The organism is Rickettsia conorii str. Malish 7 (assembly GCF_000007025.1).
In the GTDB taxonomy this organism is placed as follows: domain Bacteria; phylum Pseudomonadota; class Alphaproteobacteria; order Rickettsiales; family Rickettsiaceae; genus Rickettsia; species Rickettsia rickettsii.
Map to the genome: position 1 here is coordinate 1023242 of NC_003103.1, position 24861 is coordinate 1048102.

Sequence of the window (24861 nt, forward strand, 5' to 3'; positions counted from 1 at the left end):
TCCAATTCCTAAAATTTTTATTTTCTTTAAAATCGCTAATTGCTCGTTTTAGTCTTTCAGCATTTTTAGGACTTTTTAACAAGTATAGTTTCCTCCATAGCATTATGATCTTCAAGCGACATAATAACCACCAGTTTTTGTTTTTGTCTAGTTACAATCACTGAAATGTGATCTGCACAAACTTTTTTCATAACATAACCCACTTAAGTACGTTTACATGTAATAAGGCATGTTTTATAACTAGTCACTTTAAGAATCAAAATCAAAATCTTTACCTAGTTTAATATATGCTCTAATACGGCTCATGAGATTTTGGAAATATGTTAAATTATGCCATGTCATTAGCATAGAGCCAAGTATTTCACCGATTCTAACTAAATGATGTAGATAAGCTTTACTATAGTTTCTACAAGCAGGACATAGGCAATCATGTTCTAGCGGCTTGTTATCATCGGCATATTTGCTATTGCGGATATTTACCGTACCGTATTTCGTAAAAGCCTGACCGTTGCGACCTGAGCGTGTCGGGATTACGCAGTCAAACATATCTATACCCCTGCTAACCGCACCTATAATATCAACAGGCTTACCGACTCCCATTAAATAACGCGGCTTATTTTGCGGCAGAAACTCAGGAGCATAATCAAGTACTTTAAACATAAGCTCCTGCCCCTCACCTACTGCAAGTCCACCTATAGCATAACCCTCAAAATCAAGTTCTACTAGATCCTTAGCCGATTGCTCACGTAATTCTTCGTAAACGCTACCTTGAATAATACCGAATTGTGCATAGCCTTCCCGCTTAACAAAAGCATTACGTGATCTATTCGCCCATCTAGTCGTAAGCTGCATAGAAGTTTTAGCTTCTTCAAAGGTTGCAGGGTAAGGCGTACATTCATCAAAAGCCATAGTGATTGTGCTACCGAGCAGATATTGTATTTCGGTAGAACGCTCAGGAGTTAACATATATTTATCGCCGTTAATATGAGAGCTGAAACTTACTCCCTCTTCGGTTATCTTGCATAACTTCGATAGCGACATTACCTGAAAACCGCCAGAATCGGTTAATATCGGCTTATCCCAATTCATGAATTTATGTAAGCCACCAAGCTGTACTATACGTTCGGCAGTCGGCTGAAGCATTAAGTGGTAAGTATTGCCAAGCAATATATCCGCCCCCGTTTCTGCTACCGATTCAGGTAGCATTGCCTTAACCGTTCCTCTAGTTCCAACTGGCATAAAAGCGGGTGTACGCATCTCACCGTGTGCGGTTACGATAATACCGCTTCTAGCTTTTTTATGCTGATGATGAATATTAAAAGAAAATTTTGACACTGATAATCACTTATTTTTAAAAGCAATATCTTAGCATACTATAGTTTATCCTGGAATATAAAAATTAAGATTAAAAGCAGTTGTTTTATGCTGTAATTTAGCCTTCCGATGTCATTCCCGCGTAATGATAATCTTTTCAACTCTAAATAATTATAGTCATTGACTTATTTTAATTACTTTATAGATTACTTTTCTTAAAAATGATAATTAAACTCTGTCATTCATAATATAATTTAATTTATAAGAGTTAAAATATGGAAAATAAAGAAGAAGAAACTTTAACCTTTGAGTGAATAATAGATGAAGAGGAGGAAAAGCGTTTAAAAGCTCACAATGCAAGGAAAGAGCTTAAGTTAATATTAATAACATTTGCTATTATTCTCACTAGTTTGTTAACTTTTTGTTATTTCTTTTTTAACTATATAGAAGAAAAAGCAGCAGAGTATAAATTACAGCAAGAACAAGAAGCAAAAATACATAATAACACAAAATGAAATTGTTTAAATACAATGTAACCAAAAACTATTAATCTATTTAAAGTTAAAAAATTATTTACAATTTTTACACTTTTGCTTTAATTGTAATCAACTATTATTAATATAAATAAAATAACTTTTATGGAAGATATAAAATCTTGGAAAGAAAAGTTTGAAATTTGTGTTTACGCTAAAAAGCTAGTTGATAAACTCGAATATTTAAACACTAAAGTAAAAAATCCTGTTGATATAGAGGAAGTTAAAACAGGTATCTACTACGCTCGTAAATATCATGGTTCACAAATGCGTCAGTCAGGTGATCCGTATTATTCGCACCCGATCGAAGCAGCGATTATACTTGCAAAGTTTGTAGCAGACGAAGCGCCTAAGCTTTTTACTTCTAATATGATAAATGCTGCTCTACTTCCACTATACTATTGAGGATACAGAACTTACTGAAAAGCTGATCATCGAAATTTTTGGTAAAGAAATAGTAAAACATGTAGAAGGTTTAACTAGAATTAAACCTCACGGACAAATCAGTGTCGAGGAAAGCTTAAACCTATTAATTAAGCAAAAACGATAGGATACCGCACTTATAAAATTATTTTCGTATTCATAATGTACAAACATTAGCAGCTAAATCACCTGAAAAAGCGAAGCAGATCATTATGGAAACATTTAAGAAGTGTCTAGTTGTTGCTATACATTTAGAGTGTTATGAAATTGAAGAAAAGTTTAATGAAATTTGCTATAGGTTTTTATACAAAGATAAATTTTCTCAACAAAAATAAATATCATTATTCACTATGAATAACCTGTTTCTTTTTCCAACTTTTGAAAATGATTTAGACCAAACATACAAATTATAAGTAATGGAACCATCACAACAAACAAACCATATTGACCCCAATATTTTGTTAAATATATAATGCCAAACGAAGTAATTATACACATTAAGGCTCTAGAAACAGCATATATCATACTACTGTAAAGCGTTTAAAAACCGGAGCCTAAAAAAAAGATTGAAACAGCATGAACAGTATCAAATGAACATATTATCAAACCTATTTGAATTAAAAGAAGCTAGAAAGGTGTAGTTGTACTTTTTAAAAGGTATGGTGCAAATAGAATAAATATAAGAGTAAAGCTAATTTTACTCTAAGAATTTTTAAAGGATATATTTTATAACTTAGAAAACATATTAAAGACATACTAGCTAGGTGGAACATTAAAATAATAAAATTATGATGAATAACCTGAGCTGCACTATATCCAAATGCATTCTTTAAAACTTCACCACAAGTAATATAAGTATAGTAGAAAATATGGGCCAAGCACAACCATTATGAAAAAATATATAGTTGTCTTCTTTTAGGTTTTTGGTAAAAAATCTCATCGTTTTTTAATTCTTTTTTGTCGATATTTGCTTTTTCATATTTTCGTAAAAGTCTAGCACTTGCATCTACAAAATCAGGCGTTTCTCTAAGATGAGCTTTAGCGTAACCTCTCACAACTGCAATAATTGCATCTATCCAAACGGCAAGACGCCAATTAAATCCTTGAGTAGTCACTAAAGATACTATAGCTAAAGCTACAGTTGTCCCAATTTAAGTAGGAGCATTTGCCATAATTATACAGGATAAAGCCATTAAGGTAGATAATAATAGTAGATTTTCGCCCTAATTTATATCACCTATTCGACCAAAAACATATGCTCCTAGTGGTCTAAATATAAAGGTAGAACAAAAGGTAAAGGCAGAGAGAAGAGCAGCTGCACTCGCATCATATTTAGGAAAGAACAATTCATTTATACTGCTAAATGAACGTACAACTTCCCGTGGCTGCTTTTTGGTCGCTTGTTAAACTTCTCTGTTCTTTTTCATAGCCTAGCATAAATTCTTTACAAAAAATTAAATTGTAAAGAAATTTATACTGTTTTATATAAAAGTCAATAGAAAATTTCACTTTACACGATAAATAAGAAAAGGAAGTGCAACTTAATATATGCCGTGAATTGATAGAAAAAAGCTATAATATATTGCGATGTTTTTTATAGTTGTAATTATATAGATTTAACTGTATTCCCCAGCAAATAGTAACGTTAAAAGCAAGAAACAAACTAACAATTAGTACTTTAAATTTACTTTATTTTTTAGCATGGATAGATATGTGATAAATACACTAATTGAAAGAAAAAATACTATACTATCATTGGTCATTATAATTAAATATATTCAAAATATGCTTTTTCAATCACTAAATTTATACTCTATCTTAGTTGCAGGTCTTACAGCTACTTTTATCGTGTTTATGCGTCAATTATCTTATTACAAACAGCAAATTATTAATAAGGATTTAAAAATAATACCTGCATATTTTGATAAAAAAATGTTATATTAAATTCTTAATAATAACTGCGATAGATATTCTGCTCTTGAAATGATTAAATCATATTTTAAGTTGAAAACCGCAAGATCGTTATCATATGAAGAACTTGAAAATGATAAGCAATTAAGCGAATTATTTAGAGATTCTTTAAACTATTTTATTGATGATTTTTGATTTTATATCAAAATCCGATAAATCAGTTACAGTAAATAAAGTGTTTAGTATACAAGATGAACATAACAATACTCATAAATCATATGCGTTTTTAGAGAAAAATAAAATATCGGACAAAACACATCAAATGCTTATATATGTCAAAGTGCATTATATAATGACCAAAGACGACGAAGAAAGCTTAAACACTTTCATACTACTTGGCTAAGATAATGTAGATTTCCCAAAAACAAAATTAGACACTCAAATAACAAATTTAAGAGTGAGCTTAACGAAGTCGTATAAGCGAATCTTACCAAATTCGGTATCAAGAGCTTAATATTGAAACTATATTTTTAAGTAAGACAGAGTTATTTAAAGCTCGGTTTAGAGTTACCTAAACCGAGAGATAAATTACTACTTACCTAAAAGTGGATATGTAACATTTTTTAAGAATTTTCTTTTAATATAAGTACATACTAAAAATGTCAGTACGGTACTTGGAACATAGCGAATTATCGTAGGTAAATATCTTATTAAGGTCTTAGTTGAGACTAAGTCAGTAAACGACGTACTGATGCTCTCTACTAACTCTCTACTTTTTGATCTTAAACAATCTAAAGTACGATATCTATTTTTGTATTTTAAATAACATCTAACAACTTCAATAACCATAGAAGATATAATAGAAATTATTCCGCTTTGCATAAGAAAATAAAATTCCAGACTATCCGAACAATAACAATAATTAGCAATAAGTATTAAAACTAAACCTAGAATATTAAAAAAATAGACAAATGGTTTGCCATAAGATTTCTCTTCTTGCTTAATGCTACTTTTTAATAATTAATATATTAGAGATTTTAACATGGAATTACCTATTTCATAAGAATAACGAGCAATACACCTGCACCAAAAGCGTAAGCGAGATTCCGCAAAGGGTGGTCACGTGTCAATTCACATAAATCCGCTACATTAGCTTTACCTTTATCCATTCCTTTATCTTTATAATGTTCCATAACGGGATGATAAATTACCTAACTGCTCATCTAGAATATCTCTGGATTACCTTTTAAATTACGTAATCTTGACACTAAGCTTTCAATATCTTTTTTGATACCTTCGACATCTGCTTTAGTAGAGTTTGAATTTGATTCTTTCATAATTTACTCCTTTATTAGTTTACATTTTGTTAAGCAAATTATTTTGCCTACAAAACTTATACGATGCTACTCTTATAAGCACTTTACAATAGCTTACACAATAAAAAAACGAATCTAAACTAGATTCGGCTAAATTTAATGATTTTTTATTTCGTATTACTTCTACTTACTACCGAATGAAGAAACAATTTTATTAATTAATGATTCAATATTAATTGCTGATTGAGTATATTTTATCTCTTCATTAGCCGCTAAATTTTCATCGTCATTACCCGGTACAATTGAAATATATTTACCTCCAAGTAACCCGCTGGTGACTACTTGGGCTTTAGAATCTTTAGGTATTTTAACATCATCATTAATATTTAGATATACACTTGCATCAAAACTATTTGGATCTAAAGTAATTTGCTTTACACTACCGATTTTTATACCTGAAATCATTACGTCGCTTCCAACTGCTATCCCTTCCGCACTTTGGAAATGAGCAGTTACCTGATATCCTTTTGAGCTAGTTATAGAACTACCTGTTTTGTAGGCAAAAATCAAAAATAGCAAAGCAATAATTAATACTACAAAGCCTATAATTGTTTCAATAATGTTCTGTTGCATTGTTTTTTATATTTTATTAATTAATTACGGTTGCCATCTATTATATTTAAGATTTGATGTTTTAGGCAGCTTTTTAACCATTTTATTATTCTTTTGCCATGGAAAAAGCTGAATACTTTTTGGTCTCTCATTTACTAAATGATGTAACCAAGCGTGCCAACTTGGCGGAATTTTTGTAGGTTCATTTACATTTTTATAAATAACAAACCTCCTTGGACGCCCCAAATAATCAATATTACGGCTTTCATAATATTGATTCAAAAACTCATCTTCTCCTACTTTTTTGTGAAAAAAAGTAATAAAACACTTATCTATCCACGACATTTTAAAATTTCTATAGCAGTTTCTCTTCCTTGCACTGCAAGTTTATCGGCAGCAATATTACCGCTATTATTTGCATGACCTTTTACCCATTTCCAAATAATAGTATGTTTACTCAATTCTGCGTATAATTTTTGCCATAAATCGGCATTTTTAACGGGTTCATTGTTGCTTTTACACCAATTATTTTTTATCCAATTATGAATCCAAGCGGTAATTCCTTGTTGCAAATATTTACTATCGGTATAAATCTCAATATTACAAGATTTTTTTAAAATCCTCAAGGCTTCAAGTGCTGCCGTAATTTCCATACGATTATTAGTCGTATCTAACTCATACCCAAATACTTCTTTGCTAGTATCATTAAATTGAAGCAAAGCTCCCCACCCTCCGGGACCTGGATTACCTGCACATGCACCATCAGTATATATCACTACTTTTGAATCCATAATATGCATTAACTAGGTTTAGAAGAATTACGAAACTTATCTAACATTATAACATTTGGACTTGAAGATGATGAAGTCTGATCACTTTTATTATTACTTATTGCCTCTTCATGTTGAGGATTTTCATGTATATTTAACGACTGATTAAAAGTGAGACTGTAATTATTATTGAAATCAACAAAGCTAATAAGTGCATCAAAAGGTACGTAAATTATTTCTTTAACACCGTCAAAACTTACCGTTAAAGAAAAGCCCGTATCATTTACTATTAAATTTTCAAACTGATATTGCAGTACTATTGTTATCTGTTTCGGATATGCCTGTTTAACTTTTGAAGGTAAAATTACTGCAGGATTATCGGTTCTGTACGATATGTATATTAACTGATCCCAATATAAATTTTCATGCTGAATTTTTGTTAGAATTTTTTTCACAAATTCTAGCATATATTCATGCACAAATTTTTTATATTCAATATTCATACGAGAAAAATAAATAAAAATAAGTCGACGAAGTTTAATTTGAACAGTTTAAGTCATTGCAAGGAAAAACTGTAAGTTTTGACGAAACAATCTCAGGAGTCCTACTTTATGAGATTGCCACATTCTCTACGTTCGCCTGCAATGACAAGATCAACCGTTTTTAGGCAATGCCAATTTTTCAAATTAAACAAGTATAAGTGAGGGTTGTTCTGTTGCCCGGCACACCCTCCAGCCGCGTAGGATTAAGCTGCTAAAGCTAAATGACCTACAGAACGATTATTATCGTTTGCGTTTCTTTGTTTTGACCCATATGGCACAAGCCATCGGCGGAATCATCCCGAGTAAAAGCAATCTTTTTATTAGGCACGTCGATCCTATTTCGCCCCCCAAAAATACTCGATGAACTTCGTATTGTCTACTCTTTAAGAGTTATTACATATTTAAACTTTTCTAAATGACGTAGCTAATAAAGAGAAATTTGAAGGCAACACGGAACGCAGAACCGCAGGGTACACGCAAGTAACGTGAGGATTCGAATACCGGATCGACGTACAAATTACCTTTAGGAGCAAGTTATTTAGAAAGTTTTGGTGGAGGCGTCGGGTACTGCCCCCGAGTCCGCAACCTCTATTCTAAATTACGTTTATTACTATAGCTATATTAGCACCAAATATTATGCCTTAATTTGATTAAAATGTAAAGGTCAAATAAGAATTCTAGATTTATATTAAAAATAGACTTATAATAAATGGTTAGAATTCTAAATTAAAAACTTAATTATGCTACCAAATCTTGGAATTATAGCCGGCAGAGGTTCATTACCTTACTTAATAGCAGGTAATTATACAAAGCAAGGCGGTAATTGCTATATCGCAGCAATTAAAGACGAAGCTGATATAGAGCAAATTAAAGATTTTGAATATAAGATTTTAAAAATCGGTATGGTCGGGGAAGCTATAAAATATTTTAAGGAGCATAAGGTAAAAAATATTATTTTTATCGGTGGAGTTAATAGACCGAATTTTAAAAATTTAGCCGTAGATAAAATAGGCGGTTTATTGCTTTTCAAAATAGTTGGGCAAAAAATTCGAGGAGATGATAGTTTGCTAAAAATAGTAGCGGATTTTTTTGAAAGTTACGGTTTCAAGGTAATTTCAAGTAATGAAATATATAAAAATCAACAAGGTAACTCCAATATTATAACCAATACTAACCCTATAAGTTCAGATAAAAATGATATTGAGCTTGGAATAAAATTATTGAATCATCTAAGTGCATTCGATATCGCACAATCGGTTATAGTTGAAAGTGGCTATATACTTGGTATAGAGGCTGCCGAAGGAACGGATAATTTAATAACGAGATGTGCAGATTTACGTAAAAATCCTCATGGAGGAGTATTAGTAAAAATAGCGAAATTAGGTCAAGATAATAGACTAGATATGCCGACGATCGGTCCTAATACTATAAAGAATCTTGCTAAATATAATTACAAAGGGGTAGCGATTCAAAAAAATAACGTAATTATAGTCGAAGAGGAATTAACTATAAAACTCGCTAATAAACATAAAATTTTTATAACAAAATGTTAGCAATAGGTATTACCGGTAGCTATGCATCGGGTAAAACTTTTATGTTGGATTATTTAACAGAAAAAGGATATAAAACTTTTTGTGCCGATAGATGCATAAAAGAATTATATCAAGATGTAGTTTTGCAAACTCAGATTTTAAAATTACTACCTGAACTTGAGTCTTTCAATATTAGAAAAATCAGTAATTTAATTTACAATAACGACCTAGCTAGAGAAAAACTACAAAATTTTATTTACCCCTTACTAATAGATAAACTCATTTTATTTAAAAAAGAAAATGCTAATTCCAAATTTGGCTTTGCCGAAATACCGCTGCTTTATGAAGCTAAATTTGAGAAATATTTTGATTTTGTCGTAACAATATACTGCTCTGAAGCAATAAGAATGCAAAGAGCAATAACGAGATCTTCGTTTGATATAGAAATTTATAATAAAATCAAAGAAATTCAACTATCACAAGAAAGCAAAATAGCAAAAGCAGATTTTGCTATAAATAGCGGCGTTGATATGTTAGACTTGGAAAAACAAATAGCGAAGCTAATAAAGGATTTGGAATGTCGAGTTTAAGAGAAATAATTTTAGATACCGAGACTACGGGACTTGACCCACGACAAGGTCATCGAATCGTTGAGATCGGTGCTATTGAAATGGTAAATAAGGTATTAACAGGCAGGAATTTTCATTTTTATATTAATCCTGAGCGAGATATGCCGTTTGAGGCTTATAGAATTCATGGTATATCCGGCGAATTTTTAAAAGACAAGCCTCTATTTCATACAATAGCCGATGATTTTTTAGAGTTTATTTCAGATAGCAAACTGATTATTCATAATGCTCCTTTCGATATTAAATTTCTAAATCACGAATTATCATTATTAAAAAGAACCGACATTAAACTCTTGGAACTAGCAAATACTATTGATACTTTAGTAATGGCTAGAAGCATATTTCCAGGCTCAAAATATAATCTTGATGCATTATGTAAAAGATTTAAAGTTGATAATTCAGGTAGGCAGCTTCACGGAGCTTTGAAAGATGCCGCATTACTTGCAGAAGTATATGTAGAATTAATGGGCGGTAGACAATCCGCCTTTAAAATGGTTGATAAATCTGCCGTAATAAATAATTTAGCAACTAATCAAGTAAATAACAAAACAGAGCAAACTACTATTGTTATTAAACCTACAAAAGAAGAACTGCAAAAACATAAAGAGTTTCTCAGTAGGATTTTAAAAACTGCTTATTAAAACGTCATTGCGATAGTCGCTCGCAATGACGATTATCAACAATCCCCTTATCTATGAAAACAAATTTTCTTGTATTTATAACCTTTACAATACTTATCTCTTTAGGCTTTTGGCAGCTTAGTCGTTTAAAAGAAAAGAAATTATTTTTAGCTTCAATGCAAGCTAACCTAACCTCACCTGCAATTAATTTAGCAGAAATTCAAGACGGTTTACCTTATCACAAAGTAAAAATTACCGGTCAATTTTTGCCTAATAAAGACATATATTTATACGGTAGAAGGTCAATGTCGAGTGAAAAAGACGGATATTATTTAGTTACTCCTTTTAAAACCATAGAAGATAAAGTTATTTTAGTAGCACGAGGTTGGTTCAGTAATCGCAATAAAAATATTATCACGCAAGCTACAAACGACCGGCAGCACGAGATTATCGGTGTTACCATGCCATCAGAAAAAACTCGTATCTACTTACCTGCTAACGATATAAAAAATAATGTGTGGCTAACGCTAAATTTAAAAGAAACATCCAAAGTGTTAGGCTTAGATCTTGAGAATTTTTATATTATTGCGGAAGGAAAAGATATTAGCAATCTAGATATTTTATTACCTCTTGCAATAAATCATTTAGCAGCAATCAGAAATGACCATTTAGAATACGCCCTAACTTGGTTTGGACTTGCTATTTCTTTAATCGTAATATATGTAATTTATCGGCGTCGTTATATGGCTGTGGATGTCATCCCGCGAGCTTGTAGCGGGATCCAGAAAAATAATTAAAAAGACTGGACCCCGTGGTCAAGCCACGGGGTAACAGTAGAAAATCGATACATAAATGAGTGACTTACAAAGAGAAGCATCTGATCCTAATTACTCCGTTTGGGTATCGGCATCTGCCGGTACCGGTAAAACCAAAATCCTAACCGATCGATTTTTACGTCTGTTAATAACGGGCGTAGAGCCTTCCAATATTTTATGCCTTACTTTTACTAATGCTGCAGCTATAGAGATGCAAGTAAGGATTAATAGCAGACTTAAATATCTTTCTCTTTGCAACGCCGAGAAACTAGAAGAAGCACTTTTCTTAATGAGCGGCAATAAGCCATCGCCGCAAGACACAGAAAACGCAAAAACTTTATATGATAAAATACTAAATAGCAATAAGCTTTTAAATATCTATACAATACATGCTTTTTGTCAAAAAATCCTTAACACTTTTCCCTTAGAAGCCGGCATAACACCAGAATTTAAAATCCTTGAAGAAACTAAATTACAAGATATCTTCCTAAATATCAGAAACGAAATTTACTTAAGCGATGAACATAATGACTTAATGAAAATTTTACTTAACCGATTTCATGAAATAACTCTGCAAGATATTTTTACCGAGATAATCGAGCAGAAAATTAAATTCAGAAAGTTATTTATAAATAAGCAAATTCCCAAAGAAATATCTAATAAAAGATTAGCGTTAGGGGAATTAAATAATATTTACGATAAGGTAAAAAACTTATTTGCCGAGTATGATGTGGAGATAGCACCGAAAGAAATTTTTTTTACCAAAGATGGGAAAAAACGAAAAAGCCTTTTATCGAAAGAATTAATAAGGAAATATCCTAAATTATTACTAGAGCTAGAAAAAATTACCTCTGAAATTTACCGATTAGATGAGCTGCGTCGCATAGAAGAGCTAGAATATCATACGAACTTACTTACTAAACTTGCGCATATTATTTTAAAAAAATACGATTCATATAAGGAAGAAAATAATTTACTCGATTACGACGATTTAATTTACTACACCGAGAAATTACTAAATAATAAAACTACTCATAAGTGGTTGCTGCATAAGCTTGAAAGCGAGATAAATCATATTCTTGTCGATGAAGCACAAGACACAAGCCCCTCGCAGTGGAATATTATTACTACTTTAATAACAGAGTTTAATGCTGTAGAGAGGCCAAATAATAGTGTTTTCATAGTCGGTGATGATAAACAATCGATCTTCAGTTTTCAAGGGGCTGATCTTCGTAATTTCAACTTAGTAAATGAGCGACTAAAAGCAAATCTTACAAATGCTAATAAGAAATTCAAAAATATCACCCTTGAATATTCTTATAGATCATGTACAGAGATTTTACAATTTACTTATAATGTTTTAAAAAATATAAAATCCAATTACCCGGGTTTATTCCTTTCGAATAATCCTTTAATATCCTCATTTCGTACACATCAAGGCTCTGTAACGGTTTGGCCATTAGTGACGAGTGAAAAACAAGAAGAGCTTTTTTGGGCACTACCTGAAGATTATGAAAATTCTAAATCTGCTGCCGATTTACTCATAGAAAAAATCGTAAATTTTATAAAAGAACAAATAGAAAGCGAAGAAATTTTACCATCTACTGCACACAGAATATCTGAAAAAGATTTCATGATATTAGTCAGAAAGAGAGATGAATTTAGTAATAATCTGATCAAAGAACTTAGCAAAGCTAAGCTTAAAGTTGAGGTAAGCGATAGAATGAACCTTAAGGAAAATCTAACTATAATGGATTTAATTTCATTAGCTAAATTTGTGTTACTACCTGATGATGATTTAAATCTTGCCGGTTTACTAAAATCACCGATTATTGGAATAAGCGAGCAGCAATTATACGAACTTCTTGTAAATAAAAGTGAGAATAGCTTATGGGATATACTCTCTTCACATGAGGAGATATATAATAAGTTAGATTCTCTAATTGAAATTTATAAAATATCTATTGTTGAGAACTTCTTTGATTTAGTGGTACATAATCTAAATTTACGAGAGCTTTACGATGATGATAGTGATGATATGATAAATGAGCTATTAACATTAAGCAAAAACTATGCAAATGATATAGATAATTCACTGCAAGGATTCGTTGCTTGGTTTGAGAATAACGATATCTATATTAAACGTGATATAGAGCATTCAGACAAAATAAGAGTAATGACCGTCCACGGCTCTAAAGGGCTTGAAGCTCCTATTGTTATACTATGCGATTCTACTACTTTACCGATAAGCAGCAATAAATTTATTTGGGATGATAAAGGAGAAATGTTTTTCTCTGCTAATGCTGCCGATACTCCTGAGTTTTTGCAAGAGCTGAAAGAAGCTGAAAAATTAAAAGATTTGCAAGAATATATAAGACTACTCTACGTTGCAATGACAAGAGCTAAAGACAGGCTGATTATATGCGGTTTTAGTAATAAATCTACCACTCCTGAAAATTGCTGGTATGAAATAGCCAAACAAACTTGCGATAAATCTCTCAATTAGTAGCTGCTATATTAAATATAATAGACTATTAAGACGCACATATATTTAAACAGCATCTTATGTTAAAAATTTTAGAAAGTTTCTTTGAAAATAAAGCAAGAATTAAAATAGAAAGGTTAAACAATTACCATCCCTGCATTATGCTTATGAAAAAGGTCATAAGGAATAATACTTAAATTTTTTTCTTTTAAGGCTTGTTTATACTTTGTTATTTTAGAAATAACAACTACAACAAGAAAAATAAAAATACTTATTAACAGAGGATATAAGATATTTAACTGATCAAACATCATTAATTTCACAGAATTTAGTTAGATACTACATAATAGTAGTAACATTTATTTGAATTTCAACTTAAATATTTTTTATTTACTCCTATATCTTAAATTTAAATCATTTATAGATATTGTCATAAGAAAATTAATAAGATTTTTATTGAAACCGCTACTTCTAAAATAGATAGCATAATAATTTATGCATTATGATAATAATCATGCCTTAATAAATCAGATTTAAGAATACCAGAATTATATTCATATGAATCTAAATAAGCTTGTAATTCATGAACATTTTGTTCTATTTTTTCATAATTATATTTATATGAGTTTTGGAATTTTTCAACTAATTTACCTTTATTAACAACTTTTTTATAAGCATCTTCTTTAAAAAACCCATCTTTTTGTTCTTCACTACGAAAGTAATCCTTAAATTCACTATGTTTTTTCGGTAAATTAGAGATAAATTCTGCAAATTTTTCTAATTGAATATTGGTAATTAGAGTAAATACCAAACCTATATTTTCTTTATATTGGTTAACTCTTGAAATTTCATGCGCTATTGTATCTTTTTGTCCAATTTCAATAACATTATTAGATAAAATAACTAAATCTTTTTTATTAACCTCTTGCTTTTCAGATTCCTTTAGTTTTATATTCAGTATTTCCTCTTCTAATGCCTCTTTACTAAATAATTTTTTAAATGCAGCAAGCCACGGACCAAAAGCTGTACTTTCTAACTTTTTAAAATATTCTTTTAACTTCATAACTAATTTCCTTGTTTATATTTTCTTAGTTTAATTTATAGTACTAGTTGACAGTAATCAAGTTATAGAGCTAAGAAAAATTAATACTTTTGTAAAAATTATATATAGCGTAAAAATTGAAAAACAGTGTTAAAATGCTTAAAATAATTTGACTATTTTAGAAAATTTTAATAAAATCTATTAATAAACTCAATCGATAATACAAAATATGAAAACAGCTTTTATCTTCCCCGGTCAAGGGTTGCAATTGATCGGCATGGGAAAAGATTTTTATGATAATTTTAAACCCGCCAAAGAAACTTTTCAAATCGTTGATGAAGTACTAAACCGAAAACTCACTGATATAATTTTTAATGGACCTTCTGAAGAACTTACCTTAACCACTAACGCACAACCGGCATTAATGGCAGTATCTATGGCAATAATAAATATTATCAAAGCTGAAACCGGTAAAAGTTTGGATAGGCTTTGCGATTATGCTGCCGGTCATTCGCTAGGTGAATATAGTGCTTTATGTAGCACCGAAAGTATTAACCTTGAGACAGCAGCAAAACTACTTCATATACGTAGTACATCTATGCAGGAAGCATGTCCTGAAGGTGAGGGAAGCATGGCGGCTTGTATCAATATTCCGCTTCAAAAACTTGAAGAAATATTAGAAGAGATCAACAAAATAAATTTATGCCAAATTGCCAACGATAACATCGAAGGACAAATAGTTATTAGCGGCAAGACCACAGCTATAGATCATGCTATTAGTATAATTAAAGATTTAGGTTATAAAGCAATAAAGCTGAAAGTCAGTGCTCCATTTCATTGTAGCTTAATGAAGCCGGCAGAAGAAAAAATACGAGTAGCTCTTGATAAAGCTGTAATTAATAAACCTCTGATACCGATAATCCAAAATTATACCGCAAAACCTACTCTAGATCCTACAGAAATCAAACAAAATTTAATGCTTCAGATATGCGGGCGAGTTAGATGGCGTGAAACTTTAGAACTATTTCACAAATTAGAAATCGCTCATATAGTAGAAATAGGGGCAGGAAGCGTACTAACAAATATGCTCCGGAAAATTAATTATCCATATAAGTTAAGTAATATAAGTAATTTAGAAGAACTACAGCATTGTTTAGATAACATTAGTCAATAACTGTCTCTAATAACTTCTGATTCATACTTAATATTATTATATGCAAATTAGTTTTAGTTTTTTTAAGCAATTACTAAAATTATTCACTAGTGATTGGCAGAGCTATTTAGACAAGGTAATAGAGGATTTTAAAATTTAGCCTTAACAGATACTAATGATACATTTTTAAAAGAAGAATGTTATAATTGCTCTTATCCAAAAAGACATTAAAGAAGGTGAATATCCATGGTATGTTGCTCCTTTTAATAAAATAGATCATGCAAGTTTATTACTTACCAATATTCTCATATATTAGAGCTTGATTATCTAAATCAAAATACGGTAAAAGCAGTAAAAAATATGCTGCAAAATAACTTCAAAGATATATATAATCCGGAAATTTATATTATTGCTAATTATGAAGAACCTATAATTAAAAACTATACAATAATAGATAAAATGGCCGAAGATAAAGTTATTACCTTTGAAGATTTAAATATTAAATATGTAGATCACACGGATGAAGAGTTAAAATATATAGGTGATATAGTAAATGATATTAGCAAACTAGACAGCAAGTTAGTAGCAGATATTCAAATATCATCAAATTTATTTATCAATTTTATTTTGTAGATTTTCTTATTACTCAGTGTACAATCATTTTTATGGCTGCATATTTTGAAGAATTAAACAATTTTCATCAAAATTTAGATAACCTCAATTTTTCCGTTACAAAAATATATTCCCGAATGCCAACCAAAAGACTATAAGAGTTTTGTCAATCTTAAAGCAATAACTTGGAATAGATTTTTAGTTAAATATCAGAAATTATTTGAGAACATTCAGAACATATTATTTAGCATCTGTAGTGATAGTGAGAATTTTGTAAAATTGTTAATTTCAGACTCTTATAATCTTAGCTTAAACAAGCGAATCGAAATTATAGAGTACTTAATAGATAAATATAAAAATGATACTAAATCTATTTATTACATAACCCAACAACTTTTTGATATTTGTGATGATAACACGGATATTAAAACTCTCGAAGCCAAGGCTAAACAGTTTTACAAATATATTGAATATTTCCGTAGTTGGGATGATTTACCTAGTTATTGGTATATGGACTTTAAAGGGCCATCCGGATGTGATAAGGAAGCTTTGATTATGGGCAATTCCGTAAAGCCGGAAAATGATTATATTTAGTTAGAAAAATTATAAAATAATTCTAGAAATTGTGCTTATTAGATGATATAAAGTAAAGCCATAACCGGAGAGATGGCCGAGTGGCCGAAGGCGGCGGTTTGCTAAACCGTTATACGGGTCATACCGTATCGAGGGTTCGAATCCCTCTCTCTCCGCCAGTCTGGATAGTTAGCCAATTCTTGTAGTTTATCGAATGGAAAAGCCAAGGAGTAATCAAGATTTCCGCCTTTCAAATTTAGGTTCGCAAATACACATTATCGCCTTATTGCCTTGATTTAACAAGGATTTCAGCTCTTAATACAAACCTACTAATATGTTCTATGCTATTCATATGTTAGTTTATGCTAGACTTTTCTCTAATATTTTCTGTTACTTATACGTTATTTTCTACAAATTTCACCAATTTTAGCCATTTTTTTTCTAAAAATATGTACGCTATACAAACTAGGAGCTATTCCTCGTAAAATAAGGGATTGGAGGGCTTTTTGTAAAAATTTTTTTTAATAGAATTAATTGTTTATACCAAAATTTTTCAGTTTTTGTGTATAAAAATTGCACCTATTACCAGAATTGAGTGAGGACTTAAATAAAGCTCAAGGGTTGGGTCGGAAATATAAAGGTTTAAAAATTTCAACGTTTCTTCTTTATTACTACAGTCTGTGCTACCATTATTACACATGGTACATCCTAATTTTACTTTATCATTTGCTACTAAATCTTTTAATTGTGTTACTTCCTCTAAGGTAGCCAATTTTATATCACTTATGTTGCGAAAACCATCTATTACTTCATTAAATATATTATTTACGCCTTGCGAAACTGCACTTCTTATATCATTTATATCTTCATTAGCACGCCAAGAAACATAAGGTAAACTACTATCGTATTTGTGAAACAAACCCCAACACCAACCTTGTACTCCTTCTGTATTTCCAAGTGTTGATTTATATAATTCATCTCATTTATAAATAATTTTTGTTCTTTCATTTTTTACTTCTTACAATAGTTAAATTCTATTTATTCAAAATAACCTAGCTATTTCAGCTTTTGATTACAACATAAATTATACAAATCTGCTAAATCATAAGTAGGAAAACCTATAATACACTATATAAATATAAGGTTTATCTCCTGTAACCTTAGGTTTAATAGAATTTATATATGAGTAGCAATTACACACCAAAAAATTACGGTTTATTCGGAAAGTACATAAGTAAGATATCAAAAGCCATAATTACTAAATATAGAAAATAGTATAAACAATACTAAAAGTAGTAATTAATATGCAAAGATATTTAGACCCAACGAATGATAGTTTGTTTAAAAAAATCTTTCGTGATTTAGAGAGATTAAAGGAATGTATCAATGCAGTTCTTGAACTTCAGGAGGGTTTTAGAATTAAAGAAATAGAGTTTATGCCCATAGAGCAAGTACCTATGCTCAATAAAGGAAAAAAAGCATATTTGATTTAAAGGTTAAAGATGAAGCCGGTAGCTGGTATATAATCGAGATGCAAAATAGCAGAAATTAAGGAATAAATCTAAGGCGTTAACTACGCAATCACAACATACAAAATCGTATCCCGCTACCCAGTAAACGACCTCTTCAGCTCATTGGTGGGAAAGGACGAACCCACATAAGATATTATAACACTTCAATACTCAACTTACAATAATTATAGCTTAGTAGTTGAGATATTATTTAAAGGATTAAATTATGACTGATTTAATCAAACAATTTGAGGTGCTACTGTCATTCCCGCGAGGCATTGTTGTGTGGATCAATTTCACCTCTGTCATCCCGTGGCTTGACCGCGGGATCCAGTTAAAAATACTAAAATTATTAGTATTTTTTATTGTTTTTATGGACCCTGTGGTCAAGCCACGGGATGACAGAGGTGAAATTGATCCACACAACAATGCCTTCCTGCGAAAGCGGAAATCCAGTACTTTAAAGCTTTTTTAAAAGTTTTACCTTGAAAAAAATGATATAATAAAAAATATTTAAAATTAAGATTTTTTAGCCTGGATCCCTGCTTTCGCAGGGATGACATCTAGGGCTTTTTAAAAATTGTCCGGTACTATACTTAGTGACACGCCGGCAAATAGAGCGGTCATTATCCTTAAGTGCAACAGACACAACCTCAATTGCTAATGAGATTGCGGTTGCTGCAAATGTAGTAACTGATTGTTTAAAATAATTAACTAATATATTAAATTACTAATTGTAATTATTATCATTTATTAAAATAACCTCTCTTAATCTTCTATATATTCAAAAATTCCCTAAATCAATTCCAATTTATTTATGCTTTTAGTGAAATTTCTATTGCGTTCTTAAAGTTTCTTATTATGATTCTGTCTATAGCTCATTTTTAACAAAATATTAAAATTTATAGAATTTAATAAGAATATAATTATGTTCATACTAAACATTTTTAAAACAAACTGGCACAAAATATTATCCGAAAGTACAACAAGTGACCTTAGTAATAAAAATATAACTGATGAACAAGCAAAAGATTTAGCTGCAGCACTTAAAGCTAATAGATCTTTAACGTCGCTTTATCTTCCTTGGAACAACATAGGCGAGGCAACATTTAAAATAATTAATGAATATCTGTACAGAAATAAAACTATAACCAAAAAAAGCAGAAAAGAAATATGAAGAACAGCAAAAGCAAGAACTAGAAACACAACAAGTAGAGGAAGAAAAAAGAAAACTATTGGAAGAACAAGAAAAACAACAGCAAAACCTCAAGCTTGATGAGCTAAAATATAATCAACTAATTTTAGTAATAAAAGAAAGTACGGAAGAAGAAGCAGAAAATTTAGTTAAAGAGCTAAACGGTGACACGCTTAACAAGATAGACGATAACAGATACGGCTTTAACTTTAGCTGCTTATAAAGGGATTAGATAAAGTTTGCAACTAATCTCTAAAATGTCTAATCAGGCTATTAGTACTATTAATAGCAATGGTGAAACGGTTTTAACTTATGCTGCTAGTAAAGGCTTAAGTAAAGTATGCATGTCACTAATCCCTCTAATGAGCGATCCGGCTATTAATACTATTACCAAAACTTATATGGTACTATAGCCTTAACTTTAGCTGTATGGAAGGGTTTAGAAAGGGTTTGTGAGTTATATTAATACCTAGAACGACTATTCAAGCTATTCATCATGTTAATAATAAAGGTGAAACAGTATTAAATTTAGTTATAAAAAATAATTTTAAAAATATATATGACTTATTAACTTTAAGAGTAAATGAGCTAAATAATCAATTCAATAAAACAAATATATATATAAGAACGAGGACGAAAAACTTATTATTGCAGAGGAAGCAAATATTTACCAAATAATAGACAAGATAATTTTTAACTTACAAAATAGTACTAATATTGATGAAGCAGACAAGCCCATATAGAGAATAGCTTATATAGAATACTTAATAAGGTTCAGAAGCTAACAGATCAAAACGACATAATAAATATAACTCAAAGTATAACAGAACTTATAGGAAACGAAATTACCGAGGGGACAGTTGTAGATTTAGAAGATGAAGTTAATGAAATGGCAGAAAAACAAACGCAACAAAAGTTAAATATATTCAACGCAACAGTAAAAAAATAATTACGAAATTAGAAACTGCTAACATTAAAGATAGTGCAGTGATACAAACACAAATAAACGAAATATCAAGTAAAGTACAAACTTTAGAAAACAATGTTAGTATATAGCAAATAACAAACTGGATGGGGCAACTTTTAGATGGCAACATTACTAAAGGAACAGTTATAGATTTAAGAAAGAAAATTGAGACAATAATACTTCAAGAAATAAACGAATCCACTAGTATAATTACATTTATAGCAAAGGATTTATTACCAACCGCTTTTCAATAATCCAGAATTGCTACAAGTGGCCACTACATTACTAAGCCCTAATTTAATCTACGAAGCAATTAATAATGATGATAAGGAGCTTATTTTAGCCGGACTAATGAGCATGGGGTAAAATATATTTAAACTAAATATTTGGAGCTGGTACTAATGCATAAACAGGCCTAAGCGTAGCCTGAATCAAGGCTAATCTAAACTGGTTAAGGGTTTGTGCATAACGTACCCCCCCAGTCTAGACAGTTAACCAATTCTTGTAGTGCTATCTAAGTATAATCTTTATCACCAAGCATATTATAGATTTCCGGCATATATTTATGTTTCAGCCAAATCTCAAGGCTACCGATAATATAAAGGTTATTTTTAGCTCTGCTAATACCGACGTTTAAAACGTTTGGCTTTTGCGTCATTATATTTCGTGCACCTTTATCAAGAGGATGCTGAGCTCCTAGTAGTATTATTACCGTATCATTTTCTGTGCCTTGAAATGCATGAATAGTGGCGATATTTTTATATCCAAATACTTGAATTGTTTTCTCATATCTTGAATCGTCATATATTTCATTCAATTTTCTACGAATAGATTCGCTGTAATCTTTATACATTGTAATGATATAAATTTGTTTGAGCAAATCATCCCCATTTTTCTCTTTTAATACTTGGTTTTAATAACTCTAGTCATTTTTGAAATTCGGCTTCCGATTCATATTTATAACGTTGAACCTTATTATCTTTTATATCTATCCATTTTGAAGTACCTAAAATCGTTCTAATATCAAAGTTACAATCAGAGGTAGCAAAAATCATTTTGTCACCGTAAGCTATTTTGTTACATATTTTAAACATCAGATTTTGGCATCTTCTATGCACTCATAAAGGGAAACTAACCGTAACATCATCTATTTTTGTTTGATATAAAGAATTACGGTCAGCTAGGTTTTGCAATGAAACTTCCGAAGGTGACCACTCAGGATATGAAACCTTAAAATGTTCACATAATTTGATTAAATCTTGCTTTAATATAGAAATAGGATCTGTTTGCAGCGGATCACCGACTACTACGACTTTTGTTGATTTGTAAATAGCACTAGCTGCGTATTGTGGCGGTATCTGCCCTGCTTCATCAATAAATAACCAAGGAATTGCATTATGTTCGGATGTTGCCAACATTTTATCGAATGAGTGAAAAGTTGTAGACACAACAGGTATGACCATAAAGAAATTTTGCCAAGCAATTTTGTAAGTTAAAAATTTTCTTGCCAATTTTTCCAAAATAAATCTTCTTCAAAATCCTTAATATTGAAATATTTATCTTTTAAACTTACGATAGCCAAGCTTATATCGTCGTTAAGCTGTTTTATTTCTTCTACAGAAACTTCAATTTTCTTAATTGCAGCTTTAATATTCTTAATATCAGTTTTTATCCAGTCAATTTCTTCTGAAGATTTATTTTTTAGCTTAATTAAATCCCGTTTTTGCTCATAGCAAGAATTGTATTTTGCGGTTTTAAAAAATGCATGAATTTTTTCAAAAAAACCCAAATTTAATAATTTTATTTCACAATCAATTTTAAGTATTTTTAGAGCTTTTATAATCAAGTTCTAATTCTAACTCATTTTACTCTTCTTTTTTTCTGCATATATCAATCCTCTTCCTTAATTAACTCTCTTTTCTTTTTATTAAATTCAATAACTGATGCAATATTTTCATAAACTTCATGAATTTCACTTTATAAATTGTTAAAACCAGCACACGCTTCTTTCCATTCATTATTAATTTCATCTATAGAATTACAATACTCAGGTTTAAAATGTGCAGGGGCTTTATCTCTACATTTATTATTAACTAGCAGATTAAGATATTGCAGCATTGTATGTTTTGCATCATTCTTATCATCGTTTTCTTCTTCATCTTTATATTTCCAAAACTTATTTGAAAATCTCTTTTTATTTCCATGATTAACGAGCACCGCAGCAAATATACCCCTATCTTTCTCTTTTTCCTCTTTCAATAAAAGTTATTTAAAATAACTTAAATCTTTATGATATAGCTTATCTATTTTACTATATAACGATATTTCTTTAGATATATTTTCAACGGCATTGTTATTAGATGATGCAACAACCATACCGTAAGTTTGTAATTCCGGTTTTAAAGAATTAACATGATAATCAAAATTTGGTGTATGTAAGGAAGATTTTTTATTTTGAAACCCCTCCTTAGGATCTTTAAAGTTACTAAATAAGAAGCACGATCTACATAGATATTTGCTATAAGATCAAAAAGTATAGTGGTTTTCCTGTACCAGGTGGACCATTAACAGCAAAAAGCTTTCCTGAAAAGAGGGTAATACCAAATTAATCGCAACAGCTTGCAGTACCGCAAGAGAATGACTCGGCGATGAACACCAACGCATCGGTTGCATCATAAATGGAGATAACAGTTCTTGTAGACTTTCTTGATGCTTTAAAACATCTATGGAATCCGGCTTATCTTCTTTACCGAGATATTTGGCAATTGCTGATTCCAAGTCAAATTTTTCTATATTACTTCGTACAAAATCTAATGGTCTTAGAAAAAAACTATTAAACATTTCTAAGGAAGGAGCGGCAAAATTATAAATTACCGGTTTATCTTTTTTCTTTTTATGCGAGGTAACTCTTCTTAAGCATATTTCAGAGCGGCTAAATAAATATTTTTTGTCAATTTCTAACTTCTGCACTACAAGATCAATCATAAGGTTAATCATTTTTAAATCTAGAGTTTTAACTCAAGAATCTTGCTTTTTATCCTTAACATATATTCTCTCACTTTCTGAAAATACTTCCTCTATTAGGCTGTTATTATTATCTACAAAATTTGGTAAATCTTTTAATTCTTTTTCTTGGAACTCATCTCTCATGATTCTACCGAGAGCATAAGCAGCAGTAGAGATAACCATCAATCCTTCAATATATTTACCGTTTTCATCTATAGTTAAACCAGCAATAGGTGTTTGTCGGTTGCTCTTGCTTATCTTGATGGTTATTATAATCATTTAAGAACTCTTGATCTAATTTAGTGATATTTTGGATTTTCTTTAAAATATCAAGTGCAGCTTCCGACCATTTTAAATAACCGAGATAAATATGCCAATGCACTGCTACTTCGTTTTTCTCAAGATCAATACCGAGTTTTGTTTTATCCACAAACTAAGCATCTTTTAAGAACAAAGTGTTTCTTTCTTATCCAGTTTGCAACTAAAACTGCCTTTTTTATCGGTATGTTCTCTAATAATGTCAAAATATCTATTTAAATTTTCGTTTTTATTAGGAGTTAGTACTTCAATAATCTTCCATACACCGAGGATAGATTTGATTTGTTCATCAGATTGATTGTACATCAAAAGAAGTGTACACTTAAAATAGAAATATCCTAAGTATGAAACTAGAAGAAGTAAACAACTTTTTAATGTTACTATTTATAGCATATAAAGATGTGTATAATTAACACAATTATCACCAAATTATTAATGATTTAATAAAATTTAGTATTTTATAAATTCATTTAATATATTTCCTTAACCCAAATAGGATATAATAAATGCAAACTAATTAAGGAAATTATTAAATATATAGTGTCTAGCATTTGGTCTTATTGGAATCCTATAAACTGGTCACCAAGCATACAATTAGCTACCTTAAGTTATATATTGTCTTGTTTAATTGATGGGAATGATGCATATCCATGAAGATGCACAAATAATAAATAATGACCAGGAATGGCTTAAAAGCAATCAAACTTATACCTTTTATAATACCCAATTTCTATCTTCTCCGTTATATGGAACTTGCAAAAGAGATACCTATATGCCTAAAAAGATTAAAAATATTTCATCAATTTGATGATGAGAATTATATACCCAATGAAGCGTTAGCCTCTCATAAGCTCATAAATAACTTTTCTAATTTATTGAAGCATTTTAAACTAACTCCTCTTATAGATTCTACTGATTTTAATCCTAACTATTTTATGGTATGGAGTTAGGCAAAAAATTTAGGGAATATTCCTAAATATTT

Annotated in this window: 35 protein-coding genes, 1 tRNA gene, 1 other RNA gene and 1 pseudogene; 18 read left to right on the forward strand and 20 right to left on the reverse strand. The window is 30.4% G+C overall.

Annotation, left to right across the window (positions count from 1 at the left end):
- Nucleotides 1-65 precede the first annotated feature (65 nt).
- Together RC_RS10850 and tgt are read right to left on the reverse strand one after the other, a co-directional pair.
- Entirely contained in the window at nt 66-191 is a 126-nt protein-coding gene (locus tag RC_RS10850; protein WP_016830934.1) for a type II toxin-antitoxin system Phd/YefM family antitoxin, read from the reverse strand.
- A gap of 58 nt (nt 192-249) precedes the next feature.
- Nucleotides 250-1335: a tRNA guanosine(34) transglycosylase Tgt gene (tgt, locus tag RC_RS05465; protein WP_004997587.1), complete on the reverse strand. Its 1086-nt coding sequence runs from the start codon at nt 1333-1335 to the stop codon at nt 250-252.
- A gap of 293 nt (nt 1336-1628) precedes the next feature.
- Here tgt and RC_RS10485 point away from each other — a divergent pair, with 293 nt between their 5' ends.
- Both RC_RS10485 and RC_RS08625 read left to right on the forward strand, forming a co-directional pair.
- Nucleotides 1629-1829: an RP671a family tick cell line-upregulated protein gene (locus RC_RS10485; RefSeq protein WP_233417474.1), complete on the forward strand. Its 201-nt coding sequence runs from the start codon at nt 1629-1631 to the stop codon at nt 1827-1829.
- Between the two features lie 123 nt (nt 1830-1952).
- On the forward strand, nt 1953-2252 hold the full coding sequence (locus RC_RS08625) for a bifunctional (p)ppGpp synthetase/guanosine-3',5'-bis(diphosphate) 3'-pyrophosphohydrolase (protein ID WP_010977673.1): 300 nt from the start codon (nt 1953-1955) through the stop codon (nt 2250-2252).
- 905 nt (nt 2253-3157) lie between these two features.
- Here the strand turns inward: RC_RS08625 and RC_RS08635 are convergent.
- The gene (locus tag RC_RS08635) at nt 3158-3385 is read right to left on the reverse strand and encodes a hypothetical protein (protein WP_010977677.1); all 228 of its coding nucleotides are present in this window, start codon (nt 3383-3385) and stop codon (nt 3158-3160) included.
- 640 nt (nt 3386-4025) lie between these two features.
- Here RC_RS08635 and RC_RS11100 point away from each other — a divergent pair.
- Nucleotides 4026-4594 (forward strand): annotated as a pseudogene (locus RC_RS11100) (hypothetical protein).
- 178 nt (nt 4595-4772) lie between these two features.
- Here the strand turns inward: RC_RS11100 and RC_RS08025 are convergent.
- The 6 genes from RC_RS08025 to ssrA form a co-directional block, all read right to left on the reverse strand.
- A complete protein-coding gene (locus tag RC_RS08025; RefSeq protein ID WP_233417475.1) occupies nt 4773-5186 on the reverse strand; it encodes a hypothetical protein in 414 nt (137 codons plus the stop codon).
- 494 nt (nt 5187-5680) lie between these two features.
- A complete protein-coding gene (gene mlaD / locus RC_RS05490) occupies nt 5681-6130 on the reverse strand; it encodes an outer membrane lipid asymmetry maintenance protein MlaD (protein WP_004997581.1) in 450 nt (149 codons plus the stop codon).
- A 24-nt stretch (nt 6131-6154) separates the two neighbouring features.
- Nucleotides 6155-6454 carry an NADH-ubiquinone oxidoreductase subunit NDUFA12 family protein gene (locus tag RC_RS05495; protein WP_010977681.1) on the reverse strand — a complete coding sequence of 100 codons (300 nt, stop codon included), beginning with the start codon at nt 6452-6454 and terminating at the stop codon, nt 6155-6157.
- Nucleotides 6442-6909: a ribonuclease HI gene (gene rnhA / locus RC_RS05500; RefSeq protein ID WP_004997577.1), complete on the reverse strand. Its 468-nt coding sequence runs from the start codon at nt 6907-6909 to the stop codon at nt 6442-6444. Before rnhA ends, RC_RS05495 begins: the two co-directional genes overlap by 13 nt.
- Nucleotides 6909-7382: an SspB family protein gene (locus RC_RS05505; protein WP_010977682.1), complete on the reverse strand. Its 474-nt coding sequence runs from the start codon at nt 7380-7382 to the stop codon at nt 6909-6911. The genes rnhA and RC_RS05505 overlap by 1 nt, the downstream gene beginning before the upstream one ends.
- A 196-nt stretch (nt 7383-7578) precedes the next feature.
- Nucleotides 7579-8087: a transfer-messenger RNA gene (gene ssrA, locus RC_RS06910) on the reverse strand.
- A 74-nt stretch (nt 8088-8161) separates the two neighbouring features.
- On the opposite strand from ssrA, the gene RC_RS05510 reads away from it, so the two are divergent.
- Genes RC_RS05510 through RC_RS05530 form a run of 5 tightly spaced genes read left to right on the forward strand, consistent with a single transcriptional unit; the run spans nt 8162 to nt 13523 of the window.
- Nucleotides 8162-8974 (forward strand): LpxI family protein, encoded by an 813-nt coding sequence (locus RC_RS05510; protein WP_010977683.1) that lies wholly within the window; start codon nt 8162-8164, stop codon nt 8972-8974.
- Nucleotides 8968-9543 carry a dephospho-CoA kinase gene (gene coaE / locus RC_RS05515; protein WP_010977684.1) on the forward strand — a complete coding sequence of 192 codons (576 nt, stop codon included), beginning with the start codon at nt 8968-8970 and terminating at the stop codon, nt 9541-9543. Before RC_RS05510 ends, coaE begins: the two co-directional genes overlap by 7 nt.
- The gene (dnaQ, locus tag RC_RS05520; protein ID WP_010977685.1) at nt 9531-10223 is read left to right on the forward strand and encodes a DNA polymerase III subunit epsilon; all 693 of its coding nucleotides are present in this window, start codon (nt 9531-9533) and stop codon (nt 10221-10223) included. Before coaE ends, dnaQ begins: the two co-directional genes overlap by 13 nt.
- A gap of 53 nt (nt 10224-10276) precedes the next feature.
- Nucleotides 10277-10999, forward strand: a complete 723-nt coding sequence (locus RC_RS05525) for an SURF1 family protein (RefSeq protein ID WP_004997569.1) — start codon at nt 10277-10279, stop codon at nt 10997-10999.
- A gap of 55 nt (nt 11000-11054) precedes the next feature.
- A complete protein-coding gene (locus RC_RS05530) occupies nt 11055-13523 on the forward strand; it encodes a UvrD-helicase domain-containing protein (protein ID WP_010977686.1) in 2469 nt (822 codons plus the stop codon).
- 472 nt (nt 13524-13995) lie between these two features.
- On the opposite strand, the gene RC_RS05535 is transcribed toward RC_RS05530, so the two are convergent.
- Nucleotides 13996-14565: a hypothetical protein gene (locus RC_RS05535; RefSeq protein ID WP_010977687.1), complete on the reverse strand. Its 570-nt coding sequence runs from the start codon at nt 14563-14565 to the stop codon at nt 13996-13998.
- Nucleotides 14566-14773: 208 nt separating this feature from the next.
- Between RC_RS05535 and fabD the strand changes: the two genes are divergently transcribed.
- The 4 genes from fabD (at nt 14774) to RC_RS05560 (ending at nt 17061) form a co-directional block, all read left to right on the forward strand.
- Entirely contained in the window at nt 14774-15718 is a 945-nt protein-coding gene (fabD, locus tag RC_RS05540) for an ACP S-malonyltransferase (protein ID WP_010977688.1), read from the forward strand.
- A gap of 339 nt (nt 15719-16057) precedes the next feature.
- Nucleotides 16058-16330 (forward strand): hypothetical protein, encoded by a 273-nt coding sequence (locus tag RC_RS05545; protein WP_010977689.1) that lies wholly within the window; start codon nt 16058-16060, stop codon nt 16328-16330.
- Between the two features lie 258 nt (nt 16331-16588).
- Nucleotides 16589-16903 (forward strand): hypothetical protein, encoded by a 315-nt coding sequence (locus RC_RS05555; RefSeq protein WP_010977690.1) that lies wholly within the window; start codon nt 16589-16591, stop codon nt 16901-16903.
- Between the two features lie 66 nt (nt 16904-16969).
- A tRNA-Ser gene (locus RC_RS05560) sits at nt 16970-17061 on the forward strand.
- Between the two features lie 374 nt (nt 17062-17435).
- Here RC_RS05560 and RC_RS05565 read toward each other — a convergent pair.
- Nucleotides 17436-17801, reverse strand: coding sequence for a hypothetical protein (locus RC_RS05565; RefSeq protein ID WP_010977691.1), 366 nt, complete (start codon nt 17799-17801; stop codon nt 17436-17438).
- 385 nt (nt 17802-18186) lie between these two features.
- Here RC_RS05565 and RC_RS05570 point away from each other — a divergent pair, with 385 nt between their 5' ends.
- From RC_RS05570 to RC_RS09685, 6 genes are all read left to right on the forward strand, one after another.
- The gene (locus tag RC_RS05570; RefSeq protein WP_004997554.1) at nt 18187-18375 is read left to right on the forward strand and encodes a hypothetical protein; all 189 of its coding nucleotides are present in this window, start codon (nt 18187-18189) and stop codon (nt 18373-18375) included.
- Between the two features lie 244 nt (nt 18376-18619).
- Complete coding sequence (locus RC_RS08650) at nt 18620-18868, forward strand: palindromic element RPE4 domain-containing protein (RefSeq protein WP_029374486.1); 249 nt, start codon at nt 18620-18622, stop codon at nt 18866-18868.
- Between the two features lie 453 nt (nt 18869-19321).
- Nucleotides 19322-19570: a hypothetical protein gene (locus tag RC_RS05575; RefSeq protein WP_010977692.1), complete on the forward strand. Its 249-nt coding sequence runs from the start codon at nt 19322-19324 to the stop codon at nt 19568-19570.
- Nucleotides 19571-19628: 58 nt separating this feature from the next.
- Nucleotides 19629-19811 carry a hypothetical protein gene (locus RC_RS05580; protein ID WP_010977693.1) on the forward strand — a complete coding sequence of 61 codons (183 nt, stop codon included), beginning with the start codon at nt 19629-19631 and terminating at the stop codon, nt 19809-19811.
- 34 nt (nt 19812-19845) lie between these two features.
- Nucleotides 19846-20001: a hypothetical protein gene (locus RC_RS05585; RefSeq protein WP_233417446.1), complete on the forward strand. Its 156-nt coding sequence runs from the start codon at nt 19846-19848 to the stop codon at nt 19999-20001.
- A gap of 658 nt (nt 20002-20659) precedes the next feature.
- Nucleotides 20660-20809 (forward strand): hypothetical protein, encoded by a 150-nt coding sequence (locus RC_RS09685; protein ID WP_164490344.1) that lies wholly within the window; start codon nt 20660-20662, stop codon nt 20807-20809.
- 260 nt (nt 20810-21069) lie between these two features.
- Here the strand turns inward: RC_RS09685 and RC_RS09250 are convergent, their stop codons facing one another.
- From RC_RS09250 to RC_RS05625, 9 genes are all read right to left on the reverse strand, one after another.
- Nucleotides 21070-21435 (reverse strand): AAA domain-containing protein, encoded by a 366-nt coding sequence (locus RC_RS09250; RefSeq protein WP_010977695.1) that lies wholly within the window; start codon nt 21433-21435, stop codon nt 21070-21072.
- A 46-nt stretch (nt 21436-21481) separates the two neighbouring features.
- A complete protein-coding gene (locus RC_RS09690) occupies nt 21482-21649 on the reverse strand; it encodes a hypothetical protein (protein WP_164490345.1) in 168 nt (55 codons plus the stop codon).
- Between the two features lie 24 nt (nt 21650-21673).
- A complete protein-coding gene (locus RC_RS09260; protein ID WP_010977697.1) occupies nt 21674-22075 on the reverse strand; it encodes a DNA2/NAM7 family helicase in 402 nt (133 codons plus the stop codon).
- Nucleotides 22048-22344: a hypothetical protein gene (locus RC_RS09265; protein WP_041471776.1), complete on the reverse strand. Its 297-nt coding sequence runs from the start codon at nt 22342-22344 to the stop codon at nt 22048-22050. Before RC_RS09265 ends, RC_RS09260 begins: the two co-directional genes overlap by 28 nt.
- A 188-nt stretch (nt 22345-22532) precedes the next feature.
- Complete coding sequence (locus RC_RS09270; RefSeq protein WP_010977699.1) at nt 22533-22814, reverse strand: hypothetical protein; 282 nt, start codon at nt 22812-22814, stop codon at nt 22533-22535.
- Between the two features lie 267 nt (nt 22815-23081).
- Nucleotides 23082-23552, reverse strand: coding sequence for a hypothetical protein (locus RC_RS09275; protein ID WP_010977700.1), 471 nt, complete (start codon nt 23550-23552; stop codon nt 23082-23084).
- Between the two features lie 21 nt (nt 23553-23573).
- Entirely contained in the window at nt 23574-23840 is a 267-nt protein-coding gene (locus tag RC_RS09470; RefSeq protein WP_010977701.1) for a hypothetical protein, read from the reverse strand.
- Nucleotides 23770-23991: a hypothetical protein gene (locus RC_RS09280; RefSeq protein WP_010977702.1), complete on the reverse strand. Its 222-nt coding sequence runs from the start codon at nt 23989-23991 to the stop codon at nt 23770-23772. The genes RC_RS09470 and RC_RS09280 overlap by 71 nt, the downstream gene beginning before the upstream one ends.
- A gap of 14 nt (nt 23992-24005) precedes the next feature.
- Nucleotides 24006-24185: a hypothetical protein gene (locus RC_RS05625; protein ID WP_014411028.1), complete on the reverse strand. Its 180-nt coding sequence runs from the start codon at nt 24183-24185 to the stop codon at nt 24006-24008.
- Nucleotides 24186-24861 lie beyond the last annotated feature (676 nt).

Coding starts and splice junctions, on each gene's coding strand:
- RC_RS05530 (WP_010977686.1), top strand. CDS start 11,055: ATGAGTGACTTACAAAGAGAAGCATCTGATCCTAATTACTCCGTTTGG.
- dnaQ (WP_010977685.1), top strand. CDS start 9,531: ATGTCGAGTTTAAGAGAAATAATTTTAGATACCGAGACTACGGGACTT.
- rnhA (WP_004997577.1), bottom strand. CDS start 6,909: ATGCATATTATGGATTCAAAAGTAGTGATATATACTGATGGTGCATGT.
- RC_RS09690 (WP_164490345.1), bottom strand. CDS start 21,649: ATGTTTAAAATATGTAACAAAATAGCTTACGGTGACAAAATGATTTTT.
- RC_RS05625 (WP_014411028.1), bottom strand. CDS start 24,185: ATGTACAATCAATCTGATGAACAAATCAAATCTATCCTCGGTGTATGG.
- mlaD (WP_004997581.1), bottom strand. CDS start 6,130: ATGCAACAGAACATTATTGAAACAATTATAGGCTTTGTAGTATTAATT.
- RC_RS05570 (WP_004997554.1), top strand. CDS start 18,187: ATGCAAAGATATTTAGACCCAACGAATGATAGTTTGTTTAAAAAAATC.
- coaE (WP_010977684.1), top strand. CDS start 8,968: ATGTTAGCAATAGGTATTACCGGTAGCTATGCATCGGGTAAAACTTTT.
- RC_RS05535 (WP_010977687.1), bottom strand. CDS start 14,565: ATGAAGTTAAAAGAATATTTTAAAAAGTTAGAAAGTACAGCTTTTGGT.
- RC_RS05495 (WP_010977681.1), bottom strand. CDS start 6,454: ATGTCGTGGATAGATAAGTGTTTTATTACTTTTTTTCACAAAAAAGTA.
- RC_RS08625 (WP_010977673.1), top strand. CDS start 1,953: ATGGAAGATATAAAATCTTGGAAAGAAAAGTTTGAAATTTGTGTTTAC.
- RC_RS05505 (WP_010977682.1), bottom strand. CDS start 7,382: ATGAATATTGAATATAAAAAATTTGTGCATGAATATATGCTAGAATTT.
- RC_RS08650 (WP_029374486.1), top strand. CDS start 18,620: ATGACTGATTTAATCAAACAATTTGAGGTGCTACTGTCATTCCCGCGA.
- RC_RS05525 (WP_004997569.1), top strand. CDS start 10,277: ATGAAAACAAATTTTCTTGTATTTATAACCTTTACAATACTTATCTCT.
- RC_RS09470 (WP_010977701.1), bottom strand. CDS start 23,840: ATGATTATAATAACCATCAAGATAAGCAAGAGCAACCGACAAACACCT.
- fabD (WP_010977688.1), top strand. CDS start 14,774: ATGAAAACAGCTTTTATCTTCCCCGGTCAAGGGTTGCAATTGATCGGC.
- RC_RS09275 (WP_010977700.1), bottom strand. CDS start 23,552: ATGATTAACCTTATGATTGATCTTGTAGTGCAGAAGTTAGAAATTGAC.
- RC_RS09685 (WP_164490344.1), top strand. CDS start 20,660: ATGGGGCAACTTTTAGATGGCAACATTACTAAAGGAACAGTTATAGAT.
- RC_RS10850 (WP_016830934.1), bottom strand. CDS start 191: ATGAAAAAAGTTTGTGCAGATCACATTTCAGTGATTGTAACTAGACAA.
- RC_RS05585 (WP_233417446.1), top strand. CDS start 19,846: ATGTCTAATCAGGCTATTAGTACTATTAATAGCAATGGTGAAACGGTT.
- RC_RS05510 (WP_010977683.1), top strand. CDS start 8,162: ATGCTACCAAATCTTGGAATTATAGCCGGCAGAGGTTCATTACCTTAC.
- RC_RS05545 (WP_010977689.1), top strand. CDS start 16,058: ATGCTGCAAAATAACTTCAAAGATATATATAATCCGGAAATTTATATT.
- RC_RS05575 (WP_010977692.1), top strand. CDS start 19,322: ATGTTCATACTAAACATTTTTAAAACAAACTGGCACAAAATATTATCC.